11 protein-coding genes are annotated in these 13551 nt (G+C 51.2%); 1 reads left to right on the top strand and 10 read right to left on the bottom strand.

Annotation, left to right across the window (positions count from 1 at the left end):
- Positions 1-42 precede the first annotated feature (42 nt).
- The 4 genes from ACX1CU_RS02610 to pdxR (ACX1CU_RS02595) form a co-directional block, all read right to left on the bottom strand.
- Positions 43-744 (bottom strand): glutamine amidotransferase, encoded by a 702-nt coding sequence (locus ACX1CU_RS02610; RefSeq protein ID WP_459401092.1) that lies wholly within the window; start codon positions 742-744, stop codon positions 43-45.
- Positions 745-771: 27 nt separating this feature from the next.
- On the bottom strand, positions 772-1827 hold the full coding sequence (locus tag ACX1CU_RS02605) for a 2Fe-2S iron-sulfur cluster-binding protein (RefSeq protein WP_459401091.1): 1056 nt from the start codon (positions 1825-1827) through the stop codon (positions 772-774).
- Entirely contained in the window at positions 1824-2783 is a 960-nt protein-coding gene (locus tag ACX1CU_RS02600) for an AurF N-oxygenase family protein (protein ID WP_459401090.1), read from the bottom strand. Before ACX1CU_RS02600 ends, ACX1CU_RS02605 begins: the two co-directional genes overlap by 4 nt.
- A 667-nt stretch (positions 2784-3450) precedes the next feature.
- Positions 3451-4950 (bottom strand): MocR-like pyridoxine biosynthesis transcription factor PdxR, encoded by a 1500-nt coding sequence (pdxR, locus tag ACX1CU_RS02595; protein ID WP_459401089.1) that lies wholly within the window; start codon positions 4948-4950, stop codon positions 3451-3453.
- Between the two features lie 131 nt (positions 4951-5081).
- On the opposite strand from pdxR (ACX1CU_RS02595), the gene serC reads away from it, so the two are divergent.
- Entirely contained in the window at positions 5082-6164 is a 1083-nt protein-coding gene (gene serC / locus ACX1CU_RS02590) for a 3-phosphoserine/phosphohydroxythreonine transaminase (RefSeq protein ID WP_459401088.1), read from the top strand.
- On the opposite strand, the gene ACX1CU_RS02585 is transcribed toward serC, so the two are convergent.
- The 6 genes from ACX1CU_RS02585 to ACX1CU_RS02560 form a co-directional block, all read right to left on the bottom strand.
- Positions 6161-6973, bottom strand: coding sequence for a YggS family pyridoxal phosphate-dependent enzyme (locus ACX1CU_RS02585; RefSeq protein WP_459401087.1), 813 nt, complete (start codon positions 6971-6973; stop codon positions 6161-6163). The two genes, serC and ACX1CU_RS02585, sit on opposite strands and share 4 nt — an antisense overlap.
- Positions 6973-8250: a benzoate/H(+) symporter BenE family transporter gene (locus ACX1CU_RS02580; protein WP_459401086.1), complete on the bottom strand. Its 1278-nt coding sequence runs from the start codon at positions 8248-8250 to the stop codon at positions 6973-6975. The genes ACX1CU_RS02585 and ACX1CU_RS02580 overlap by 1 nt, the downstream gene beginning before the upstream one ends.
- 274 nt (positions 8251-8524) lie before the next feature.
- Positions 8525-10021, bottom strand: coding sequence for a MocR-like pyridoxine biosynthesis transcription factor PdxR (gene pdxR / locus ACX1CU_RS02575; protein ID WP_459401085.1), 1497 nt, complete (start codon positions 10019-10021; stop codon positions 8525-8527).
- 4 nt (positions 10022-10025) lie between these two features.
- Entirely contained in the window at positions 10026-11291 is a 1266-nt protein-coding gene (gene glyA / locus ACX1CU_RS02570; RefSeq protein ID WP_459401084.1) for a serine hydroxymethyltransferase, read from the bottom strand.
- A 544-nt stretch (positions 11292-11835) separates the two neighbouring features.
- Positions 11836-12453, bottom strand: coding sequence for a LuxR C-terminal-related transcriptional regulator (locus ACX1CU_RS02565; RefSeq protein WP_459401083.1), 618 nt, complete (start codon positions 12451-12453; stop codon positions 11836-11838).
- A gap of 83 nt (positions 12454-12536) precedes the next feature.
- A complete protein-coding gene (locus ACX1CU_RS02560; protein WP_459402707.1) occupies positions 12537-13457 on the bottom strand; it encodes a CfaE/CblD family pilus tip adhesin in 921 nt (306 codons plus the stop codon).
- Between the last annotated feature and the right edge of the window lie 94 nt (positions 13458-13551).

The following is a 13551-nucleotide window of genomic DNA, read 5'->3' as shown; positions in this document are numbered from 1 at the left end:
TCCTCGTCATTGCTCAACAAAGATATTTATTGCAACACTCGCTCAGTCCTGTTCAAGGTTGCGCAGCCAGATGGTAAAAACGGTATGCGCTGCCGTCGCCAGGCGATCACCTAATCGGGCAGCATCTGCACGCAACAGGCCAGGGTTGATCCCTACCTGTCCTAACTCGCTTGCATGACCGACCAACCAATGCTCAATCTTGTGTACATCCGCTTCCAGATGAAATTGCAGCCCAAGGACATTGGGGCCTACCGAAAACGCCTGGTTTGCGCCAAGCGATGTACTGGCCAAGCGAACACCTGCCGCTGGAATGTCAAACTGATCGCCGTGCCAATGCAGCACCGGAATATCTTCCAGGGCGGCAAGTACGGACTCCCTACCATCATCAGTCAACGTCAGCGAGGTAAAGCCTATTTCTTTGACTCCCAGAGGATAGACATTCGCGCCAAGGACTCGGGCAATGAGCTGGGCTCCCAGACAAATCCCCAGCAAAGGCTTACCAGACTGCAATCGTTGTCGCACAATGGCTAATTCTCCCTCCAGGAAGGGGTAAACCCGCTCATCGTATGCGCCGATCGGGCCCCCTAGAACAATCAGCAGATCGGCCTGTTGCACCTCTGTGTTGTCAAGTTCGTCGACTGTCGGATCGAGGTATCTCACCTCATAGCCTTGCTCAGATAGTGCCGTGTCTAGCGTGCCTACATCTTCAAAATGAATATGGCGTAGTGCGATGGCTGTTTTCATACAAATCCCATTAGCAAGATGGCAGCGTTACCCGGCAAGACCCAAACTCACCGTCAAGTTTCCAGATAATGGAAAAGTGCAGCACGCCAAGGCATAGCCAGCATTTTTATCTTCATCACTGAGACAAAAATCCGATTCAAAGCGACACTCACCCTCGGAAACCCTGACGCGGCAGTTACCACAGATACCCGCTCGGCATTGACTACGAATAGGAATACCGCTGGACTCCAGAATTTCCAGCAGGCTTTTGCCCAAGGGAGATTCGATGGTCTGCTCGCTGTCGGCAATACGCAGTTTCACAGTCTGCCCGGCCTCTTCATGCTGCCTCTCTGGCAGCATTGCGCTGGCCGGAGATGTGAATGCCTCTATCAATAGCCGGGCAGACGGAAACTCGGCAGCAGCATGCTCACGAAACGTATCCGCGAAAGAGTGGCTGCCGCATATAACCACGGCTTGGGGTTGCTCCAAAACCTTCAAAGAGTCTGCGGAGAGTCTGCCAGGAGCAAAATGATCGCTCGGCTGGACACTCTCCTGGGTAATAAACACACGGAAAGTGAACCATGTTGTGGTAAGTGCCAGTTGCAGCAGTTCGTACAGGAAAGGGATGTCGGCAATTTTCGGCACACTCAGCAGCAGTACAACATCAGGCACCGGTTGGCCTATATCCGCACGCACAGCTAACTCTCGAAGCAAAGCGAGGGGCAAAGTGATGCCGATCCCTCCCGCCACCATACCGATACGTTGATGATGAGCGATTGACTCTACTGAAATGTCACCAGCCACATATTGCAGGGACATAACCCCATCCTCATGGAGAGTTGAATGTAAATGGTCCGATACCCCGCCATAATTCGAACGCTTCACCGCAATTTCGAACAGATCCCTGCCCTGCTTGCGGGTAATTGAGTAAATTCTCTGCTGGAGCTCACCAAAGGTATCCGGATAGTGAATCGCGACATATCTGCCTGGTTGAAGCGAATTTAGAAATTCAGCTGACGCATTTTGTACCCGCATAGTGAAAACCTTGACGCCCCCAACTTCTGATACCGCCCCTTCACAACGAGCCTGAATAATGGAGCTCATGGGCACGTCTCCTGAGGCGAGGATAAATCAGCTTTCACAGAGGCATAGGGCTTGCTCGTCAACCCTATCCTGTCGATGAGTTTCTCCACAGAGTCCGTGTAAACGCTAATCTCATTGCTGTCGCTGACATCATGAAGAATGTCCCGTGCATGGGGGAACTTCAGCATGGAGAACACCTTTCCCCATGCGCCCAGTTCGTTGTTGGCGAACATTTGTACGGTTTTGAGGATGATTGTCCGCATGTATTCACGCTCTTTACGGCTGATGTTTTGCACGATATCGGTCGCTACAAGACTGAATACGCTGGAATGAGCCCACTCATCCATGGCATGTGTACGTGTAACCTCATGACAAATCGGCTGAATAGTTGTGTCTGTCGCCATTGTTTTCAGGTAGTCGGTGATCAGCGTCTCACTGGCGCACGCAATGGAAAAACGTGTCAGGCGGCGCTCCCATTCGGCACCACAGTCAGCCAGAAGCCCCTCACGCCATGTAACCAGATTAAAATTTGCAAAGTCGAGGGGCGGAATTTTGCGCATTTCGTAGATATAGTTGCATGCCATGATTGACATGCGGGTGTGCAAAGCTTCGTCCAAAAGGGCCTCTGACATCACGTCCTGCAGTAGCATACGATTCGCACTGGGTGGTGGCGTCTTGATGATGTCCTCGCAGGCCGGTGTAACTACGTTGCATTCAATATAAATAGTCTTCAGGTTATAGATCCCCCACGCATAGGAGAGACATTCAGATTGAAGTGCTTCAGGGGCTTCTTGCCAGGCCTGATGATGACGAAATGGCAACAAAGAACGGGTGAAATCCTCCTTGGATGAGTCAAATGCCAGATCCCAATAGTCAGGTAATTCCTGATTAACTGCCGCACGACTTTTCCAGAGAGTTGATAACTTTTTCAGCATGGTGTGAACGGTGTTGTTAGTTTCAGAACTCAAAATTTTCATGTCGAATATCCTTGTAGCAAGACTGCATTCTTATAATTAGCCTATTCCTTGCTGCGCCAGCCGCCTCCAAGCTGCCGTATGAAAGAGTTCGAGTAAGTAACCCAATGCCTTTCACTCGTACCTTCAACAGCATGAGGAACGCCCCGGCAACAGCACTGAAGGATCCCTAAATAATTCATGAAAAAACAACTATCTACTCTGGGTGCCAATACTGAGATCCCTAAATGAGCCTAGTGATAATATGGACTCATTCGATAGTCCATTCCCCCCATACTCACCAGACCACTTTAAGATAAATGGAAATACTTCATCCCTTAAGAATTGCTAACACTCATGCAGCATCATCAATAGCAGTCAGCCCCACCGTTTTCGCTTACCTATGGCGGAGAGGTTTAATTCCAGGAGTTGTTACCATCAGAATGGCGGATATGTGATAAAGATCTCTATAACGTTAATTTATACATTTTGATGAACACGGTGCTGAAACCAACCTGATTTTCAGGTTGATAAATGGTCTGTATAAACTGAAAAACGTGGCCTATCTTGGCAGCCTTTATAGCGATAACATCACATTAGGTACTCGCGTGGGGATACCGCCCGCACACTCAGGTTATTTCGGTCCTATGTGGGAAACACGCACTCAACAGGCTGAGGTAGGTGAACGACGCTATTGTTGCCTTAACGCGTTGGCAAGGCGCTGCATCGCGGCCTCTATTTCATAAGCCGTCAAGGAGGAGTAACCCAATATCCAGCCCTGCTTTTTATCCTCACCAGCATACAATCGGCTGAGTCCTGGTAATTGTACGCCCGCCGCTGCCGCCTGCCGGATCGTCTGCTCTTCAGACCACCCAGGAGCCAACAGACAGGGGATTTGTAGCCCGCCCTCTGGTCGCAATGCAGTCACAATACCTCCCAGGTGCCTGTCGATAGCCTCAAGCATAATTTCCCTGCGCCCGGCATACAGTTTGCGCATTGCCCGGACATGCGAGTTGTAATGTCCATCCTCCATAAAACGCGCCAGGGTTAGCTGAAGGAGTTGCGGTGTGTGCCCGTCTATGATGCTGCGCGCATAGGTGAATGCCTTGACCAATTCGGGTGGCAAAGCCATGTAGCCTATCCTGAGGCCCGGATAGAGCGTCTTGCTGAAGGTACCGAGATAGATAGTTCTTTGGTATTTATCCAGCCCTTGGACACAGGCGGTTGGCAAGCCTTCGTAGTGAAACTCGCTGTCGTAATCGTCCTCGATGATCCATTTGCCGTTCTCGGCTGCCCAATTGATCAGCTCAAGCCTGCGCTCCAGCGACAGCGTTGCCCCGGTAGGATATTGGTGAGAAGGCGTCACGTAGATGCAATTGGCACCACTGCGATCGGCCCGCAGCAGATCCAGACGAATACCTTGTTCATCAACATCAATAGGAACAATTCTTGCCTCTGCGGATTCAAACGCTTTCTTGGCACCGAAGTAACCCGGGTTCTCCAACAAAATGGGTTTGCCTGCGTCCACCAACAGTTGTGCGCACAGAAACAATGACTGCCTGGTACTGCTCAGCACCAGGATCTGGTCAGGAAAAACCTTGGCACCACGTTCAAGATTCAAGTAGGACGCAATCGCCTTGCGTAAAGGTTCAGCACCTTGAGGATCGCCATGCAGCAATACATTGGCACGACAGTCCTTCAGCACCTGACGTTGCAGGCGCTCCCAGACGTCGGTCGGGAAATTACGGGTTTCAGGCAGGCCGGTAGCAAAGGCTTTAATCACCCGTTGATCGGCAACCCCTTCACTCTCAAAAATCATTCGTCCGCGTCGGCTCAGGCCTGCCCCCGGTTCCATCTCACTCGGCTTATGGCCCAGAGGTTTGGCAAGCCTGCGCGCCACGCCTCGCAGTTCAGTACCTACGGTTGCAGACACATAGCTCCCAGAGCCCTTGCGCCGGACGATGAAACCATCACGGTGCAACTGCACATAGGCATTCTCTACGGTGTCACGGGCAACACCCAGTGATTTGGCTAACGTACGGGTGGCTGGCAACTTAATGTCCGAACCAAGCACACCATCAAGGATCAGGGTACGCAATGCACGCTGAATGCGCTGGTGCAGATCCAGACATTGAAAATCAGCATCATTGAGCCGAATTCTCAATGTTTCAAGCTCAAAGCATTTTGCCATTAGGTCTGCCTCAGGGAATAAAAATGGCCTACTGAAACAGACCATTTTATCGTTAGACTCTATTTCTCACCACTGAGTGTTAATCAGTGACACGCAGCATCACATCTAACCTTAAGCAAGGCCGAAAAAATATGGAAAGATCGTATAACTTCAGCGCAGGCCCAGCAGCACTACCACTTGAAGTACTCCAGGAAGCCCACGAGGAATTTTTCGACTTTGCCGGATCGGGTATGTCCGTGATGGAAATAAGCCATCGTTCAGAGATTTTCATCGACATAGCAAGGCAAGCTGAAAGCGACCTACGTGCCCTTTTGAACGTTCCCAGCGACTACAAAGTCTTATTTCTTCAAGGAGGCGCTTCCATGCAATTCTCACAAGTCCCAATGAACCTGCTGCGTGGCAAAGACACGGCGGATTATTTGCACACCGGGCTTTGGTCGGGCAAAGCTATCAGTGCTGCCAAGCGATACTGCGATGCCCGAATTGTGAGTAGCAACGCATCTTCGGGCTTTAACCACATTCCCGCCGCCACTGGCTGGCAACTTAATCCTGACGCCGCATACCTGCACTATACAGAGAATGAGACGGTTCATGGCGTTCAATTCCCCGCAACACCGGCCTCACTGGTTCCTTTGGTTTGCGATGCCTGTTCAAGCCTGCTATCCAAGCCTATCGAGGTGGAGAAACACGGTCTTATTTATGCCGCCGCACAAAAAAATATCGGACCTGCTGGCGTATCAATAGTGATCGTCGATGAGGCGCTGCTTGATGCACCATTGGCTATCACGCCTGACATTCTGAACTATGCCATTCAGGCGCAAAACGAATCCATGCTTAATACACCGGCAACATTTTCCTGGTATCTCACTGGATTGACGCTCAAATGGATTCTACGTTCAGGAGGGATTAGTGGCATCCATCAAGTCAACACGGAAAAGGCAGAACTGCTGTATCGCACGATTGACAACAGCAACGGTTTTTACATTAACACAGTGCAACCCGCTTTCCGTTCTATCAACAATATCCCTTTTGTTCTGGCTGATGCATCCCTTGAACAGGACTTTCTCCAACTGGCAGACCAGAATGGGTTAAAAGGGCTAAAAGGGCATGCATCCACAGGGGGGGTTAGAGCCAGTATTTATAACGCCGTTACGCTCAATGCTGTTGAGGTATTAGCCGACTTTATGAACGACTTCCAGCGGGTCCGTGGCTAGCCCCCGGGCCAGTAATAGGCATCTGGTAGCGCACGCGCGCCAAAGATAGCCTGGCCCACACGGACTACTGTGGCACCTTCTTCAATAGCAATTTCGAAGTCGCCAGACATCCCCATAGAAAGCTCATCCAATCCAATACCGGTTGAAGTCTCCTGTCGCAGACGATCGCGGAGTTTGCGTAACCGTACGAAACAGGCTCGAACACGAACCGCTTCTGATGAAAATATGGCAAGTGTCATCAAACCGCGTACACGAAGTGCAGAGAATGCAGGCAATGCCTGCAAAAAAGCCATCACCTCTTCTGGCGGTAAACCATACTTACTGGCCTCACCCGAGGTGTTGACCTGGACAAACACATCCAGGCTGCGCCCTTCTGCCTGTAGACGACGCTCCAATGCCTCGGCCACGCGCAAGCTGTCAAGAGCTTGAAACTCTGAGGCAAAGCGCGCTACCAGCTTGGCTTTATTGGTTTGCAGGTGGCCTATAACCGACCAATTCAGGTCGGCCAAATCGGACAGAGATCCCCACTTACGATTCGCCTCCTGCACCTTGTTCTCACCAAATTGCCGACAGCCTGCGGCATAGGCAAGACGCAAATGAGCAACATCAAAAGTCTTGCTCACCGGCAACAGACGCACGCTTGCCGGATCACGGCCAATACGCCTGCAAGCGCTGGCGATACGCTCGCCAACCAGGGTCAAATTATGCCGAAAATCCTCAACGCTATTAGCCTGCGGATAAAGGCCGTGGCGGTCATGCACGGTCTTGGTTTCGAATAACGTTTCATCAGCGTCAGATGGCGTTGGCATCAATTAGCGGCTCCTTTACTGGCTCTAGGCTCTGAAACCGAAGGATTGGCATCTTGGGAAGTTGAGGCTCTGCGAGGTAAACGGCCATTGAGTACCGCGTAAGCAACCAGCCCAATCAGCAGTCCCCAGAAAGCACCGCCGATACCGAATAGCTTGATATTGGCAGCCGCGGCCAGAAAAGTGATCAACGCAGCCTCGCGGGATTTCGGATCGGCCATTGCACTGGCGAGGCTGCCACCTATCGTTCCAAGCAAGGCCAGCCCCGCTAACGTGGTGATGAACGTTGCCGGAAAGGCCATGAAAACGGCTGCCAGCGTTACACCAAACACCCCGACGAGGATGTAGAACAAGCCTGCGGCAATACCTGCAACCCATCGTTTAGACGGGTCTTCGTGCGCTTCCTTACCAGTACAAATCGCGGCCGTGATAGCCGCAATGTTGAACGCATGTGAGCCAAACGGAGCCATGAGCAGGGAACCGAGCCCGGTAATCGTTATGATCGGATTGGCACTGGTTTTAAAACCGTCGTTACGCAGTACCAGCATGCCAGGCATGTATTGCCCAGTCAGGGTAATCAGGAACAGCGGCAGCGCGACACTCAGTAAGGAATTTAACGAAAATACCGGCATCGTGAATACCGGGGCAGCAAACTGAAGCTCCAGCCCGGACAGATCAACACGTCCTTGAGTAAGCAAGAAAGCCAAACCCAGCACCAAGATCCCCACCACGGCATAACGTGCGGTAAAACGTTTGAGCACCACATAGGCAATAATCAGCATGCCTGCCAGCATGGGATCAATACTCATACCGCCAAAGGCACCGATGCCAAACTGCAACAGGATGCCTGCCAGCAACCCGGAAGCCACCCCCGCAGGGATCAGGCGGATTAGCTTCTCGAAATAGCCTGACAAACCGAGCACCACAAAGGCGGCGGCCGAGATCAGATACGCCCCCACCGCCTCGGCATAAGACGTTGTTGCCAAAGCCACCACCAGAAATGCAGCAGCAGGCGTTGACCAGGCCGTAATGATCGGCTCACGAGAAGCCCAACTGAGAAGAATCCCCGTGACGCCCACACCAATTGAGATAGACCACACCCACGAAGCGGTCAGTTCAGGGCTGAGGCCTGCCACTTTCGCCGCCTGGAAGACCAGAATGAAGGTACCACCATAATTGACAATCACCGAGATCAGCCCTGCAACGATCGGATGTATAAGATCCCTTAAGCGAACGGAGGACGTCGAAGTTAAAGGCTTTGAAGAGGTTGAGGAAGACATAATGTGGCGGTTCCTTCTGTAGCTTTACTTTGGCTAATAGAGGTTATTTTATACCGCACGTATGGACTGTTTAATCAGTACACTTTTCACATTTATAGCAGACCACTTTTACAACATAATTACTTTACAGGCCCAACTGGGGCAATACAGTGAAAAAGCCATGATCCGCCCTCACCGCGCCGGGCACCGATCTTGGTGACAATGACCAGATCATCAGGATAAGGATGCAGTTTGTGCGGCAGAAGATAAATGCTTCGAGGAAGGTAGCCCGTGGTTACTGCCTTAGCGCAGTGGCAAGATGCTGCACCGCCGCTTCGATCTCATAGTCCGTCAAAGATGCATAACCCAGTATCCAACCTTCTATTTTATCCTCTCCGGCATACAAACGGCTAAGCCCGGCTAATTGCACACCCGCCGCCGCTGCCTGCCGGATTGTTCTCTCCTCTGACCATCCGGCCGCCAACAAACAAGGGATCTGCAACCCTCCCTCTGGCCGCAACGCGGTCACAACATCCGCCAGATGCTGACCAAGAGCTTCCAGTAAGGCCGCCCTACGCCCGGCATACAGTTTGCGCATTGCCCGGACATGCGAGTTGTAATGCCCATCCTCCATAAAATGCGCCAGGGTTAGCTGAAGGAGCTGCGGTGTGTGCCCATCCATAATGCTGCGCGCATAGGTGAATGCCTTGACCAATTCGGGTGGCAAAGCCATGTAGCCTATCCTAAGGCCCGGATAGAGCGTCTTGCTGAAGGTACCGAGATAGATAGTTCTTTGGTATTTATCCAACCCTTGGACACAGGCGGTTGGCAACCCTTCGTAGTGAAACTCGCTGTCGTAATCGTCCTCGATGATCCATTTACCGTTCTCGGCTGCCCAGCGAACCAACTCCAGCCTGCGCTCCAGCGACAGCGTTGCCCCGGTAGGATATTGGTGAGAAGGCGTCACGTAGATGCAATTGGCACCACTGCGATCGGCCCGCAGCAGATCCAGACGAATACCTTGTGCATCGACATCAATAGGAACAATTTTTGCCTCTGCGGATTCAAACGCTTTCTTGGCACCGAAGTAACCTGGGTTCTCCAACAAGATGGGTTTGCCTGCATCCACCAACAGTTGTGCGCACAGAAACAATGACTGCCTGGTACTGCTCAGCACCAGGATCTGGTCAGGGAAAACCTTGGCACCACGTTCAAGATTCAAGTAGGCCGCGATCGCCTTGCGTAAAGGTTCAGCACCTTGAGGATCGCCATGCAGCAATACATTGGCACGACAGTCCTTCAGCACCTGACGTTGCAGGCGCTCCCAGACGTCGGTCGGGAAATTACGGGTTTCAGGCAGGCCGGTAGCAAAGGCTTTAATCACCTGCTGATCGGCAACTCCGTTACTGGCCAGGATCATTCTGCCACGCTGGCTCAGGCCCGCCTCCGGTTGCCCGGCTCTACGCTTATCATCCTGCTGCTTAACACGCCTGCGAACGGCTCCTCGCAGTTCAGATCCCACACTCTCAGACACATAGCTCCCAGAGCCTTTGCGTCGAACGATGAAACCATCGCGGTGCAGTTGCACATAGGCATTTTCGACCGTATCGCGGGCAACACCAAGCGATTTGGCCAGCGAACGGGTTGCTGGTAGCCTCACACTCGAGCCGAGCACGCCTTCGAGGATCAAGGCACGTAAAGCGCGTTGGATACGCTGATGCAGATCCAGGCACTGAAAGTCAGAGTCATTGAGCCGAATTCTCAGCGTCTCAAGCTCAAAGGATTTTGACATTGTATCAACCGTACACCGGATATCGGCGGCACAGCGCCAGCACGAGTTCTTGCACCTGATGCGTCACTTGCTCACTGCCGCCGTTTTCCAGCGCATCCAACACATCACAAAGCCAGCCTGCCAACTGTTCGCATTCATTGATGCCAAAACCACGAGTAGTAACGGCCGGAGTACCAATACGTACGCCCGAGGTTACGAAGGGTGAACGCGGATCGTTAGGCACTGAGTTTTTATTCGTGGTGATAAAAGCACGGCTCAGGGCAGCATCCGCCTCTTTACCGGTATAGGGTTTATCAGACAGGTCAATCAGCATCATGTGGTTATCCGTTCCCCCGGAGACCACCTTGTAACCCCGTTTTTGCAGTACCGCAGCCATAGTGCGCGCGTTGCTGACCACCCTCTTCTGATAGGTTCTGAATTCCGGTAACAGCGCCTCTTTGAAAGCAACAGCCTTGGCCGCAATGACATGCATCAATGGCCCACCCTGAACGCCAGGAAACACGGCGGAATCGAGCTTCTTGTTGAATTCCTCACTCTGCCCTTTGGACAGGATAATCCCGCCACGCGGGCCACGCAGGGTTTTGTGAGTGGTACTGGTGACGACATGCGCGTGAGGCAATGGGTCTGGATATTCGCCAGCCGCCACCAGGCCAGCCACATGGGCCATGTCCACCCAGAAGATCGCCCCGACCTTATCGGCAATCTTGCGCATACGTGCCCAGTCTTTGTAGCGGGAGTAGGCAGAGAAACCGCCAATCAGAATTTTAGGCCGGGTCTCAAGCGCAATGCGCTCCATCTCTTCGTAGTCAATCAGCCCGGTCTGCGTATCAAGGCCGTAGGGAACGATCTTATACAGCCGACCAGAAAAGTTGGCTGGGTTACCGTGAGTCAGGTGCCCCCCTTGTGACAGATTCATCCCCATCACGGTATCACCGGGGTTAGTCAATGCCAGAAACACGGCGGTGTTAGCTTGCGAGCCAGCATGCGGTTGAACATTGGCGTAATCGCAGTCAAACAGCTTTTTCACTCGCTCTATGGCCAGGCGTTCTGCCACATCAACATACTCGCAGCCGCTGTAAAAACGTTTGCCCGGATAACCTTCAGCATACTTATTGGTAAATACCGAGTTCTGAATGGCCATCACCAGCGGGCTGGCATAGTTTTCTGAGGCAATGAGCTCGATGTGGTCTTCCTGCCGGCGCGCTTCGTTCTGAATTGCCTCGGCAAGTTCAGCGTCAAATTCAGCCAGGGTCACAGATGAGTTGTACATGATAGGCTCCTAATGTTTGGAGGGGCAGATGGAGCCAACTTATACCGCAATTATGGCCTGCATAATCCGGACAATTTTTTCAGTGTGAGCAGACCACTTGGGCATTCGATATTCAATGCCACCAAAGGCTAAAAGCCCTTTTTCTCCCACTTTATTTTATTCCTTTAAAATCAATATATTAATTGCAGACTAAAAAGGAGTGTCGCGATATCTTGGCTATGTATCCACCACACTCCTTTCTGGGGTATATCATCTCTAACCCTGCAATCCGTCCGCCCCTCGGCAAAAACTGTCTCTTGATCAGATTGATGTGGTCCAGCAATATCGGACACTCGCTAAGGTTTTTACGCTGCATGCCTCTCTTTGGCATGCGGCGTCTGGCCGTTTGAAGCGGTATATTGGTTGCTGAAGGATCAATATTCACGCACGCAAAACACCGTCATCTTCCCGGTTTATCCCCACTAACGCGGGGAATATTCCCGCGCCGCCAACAATCACTTTTTACCCAAGATAAAAGCAGCCTGTAATTTGACAGGGCATTATTTCAACTCACTAATTCAAGCAGTTTCCAATGACTCCGAAGAAAAGTATAAAGCCCAAGATTACTGGTGATATTGAGCTTATTCATTGCGGACTTTTTCTGCGAAAATACTGTTTTAACATTTTTATTCAAGATATTAGCGATCGCCGTTAGACAGTATTCCTGATTAATTAATCTGAGCACTTCGATTTCTTTTGACGTCAGCCAATATTTATCACCTATATCACCTTGTTTCTGCATGAACTTTTCATAAGGCTGCATATTGCTTTTATGCAAGCGCGATAGTTGCCTACTCACCTTGTTAATGACGACCGAGGGTGAATCCTGCCGATAAATAATGGGAAGCACTTGAGTACCGGTATGGGTATGACCGAGGTTTATTTCTGATTCACAGATGGGGAAAATAACCCCCATAAAATGTCTTCCAAAAAATGGCAGAGCACCCAGAGAGTGAATGTCATGATCAACCTCTTGAAATACCAGGTCCGCACGCGCCACAAGCTTGCAATCAGGCTCGGTAAATATGACCTGAGTGTTTCTGGCGTTAAAGTGCTGTTTTAATATTGTACGCAGCGCATCCACATAAAAGGTATTACTATCTCTTATAGCTATACTTAACATAATTCCCTCTACTCATTAATGTGCATCTAATGGCAGGGCGATGTTTTACTTCCTACCAATCTGGTAAAAATGCAACGTTACCGTTATGGCGTGCCGGTCTGCGTTGTTGGGGTATAAATAATACGTAGGCTGCCGGTGTAACGTCCGGCCGTTTTATCAGCCAGACGAAAGGCTGGTGTTGTCAGGGTTATTGGCGCAGGTACACATAGCGCGACGCCCGACCCGCCCGGTAATACCACCTGCCGTTGGATATTGCGCCGATTGGTATCGGTCCAGATAATTTCGCTGCCGTTTGACACATTCTGCACCGCTCCCGTTGTCGGATTTATCACGCTGACCTGATAGTCCAGCCGGTTAGCCGCCTGATTTTTATCTGCTCCTTGCCGGTAAACGGAGAATTGCCCAGCCGGGCGACCAGATGCGCTGGCACCTTCGTCCTGAAATAGCAGGCTGAGGCGGTTGCTGGATGAATTACTGCCGTCGTACAAGCACATATCCAGCGAGGTTGTACCGCTGGCGGTAGTGTTTTGCACACCCGGCCGGTTATTCAGGTTAAGGCTCACCTGCGGCGTAGCATTAGGGAATGCCGGGAAGTAGATTTGCTGTCTGCCAAGATCCGTAACGTCCAGCACGATATTGGCATTCCAGTCAGCCCGGTGAAAACCGTTACAACCGGTGGTTAAATGTGTATCGCAATTACTCCATGCCATCACACGCATTTCCAAACGAGCCTGCCATCGCCCAGGTAAACTAAGCTTATTAAGTTCTGATGCAGGGATATAAACAGAGAAACCTCTCTGTGTAGCGCTAGCTCGCCATGATGCTAAAGAGTTCCGTTCTTTTATACTGCTTAAATTTAACGTAACGCGGGCATTGCTCTCGTGTTTGAAGATAAGCTTTAGGCTGTTAGCTGGAACGTTACTGTACCAGATAAGTTTTGTCGGGCACGCTCCATAGGTGGCGTCGTTTTCTGAGTAACAAATCAAACTATTCAATTCATCCATGTTATTACAATCATTGCTATTTGTGCATTCTGGGCTTGAACTTCCGCCAAAAACGCTATCCCAGATAAATAAGCGGACAGGGGGACTTCTTTTG

The organism is Serratia sp. D1N4, from assembly GCF_054552755.1.
Note: the sequence above shows the minus strand (reverse complement) of the source record. Positions and strands in the feature narration are given on the sequence as shown.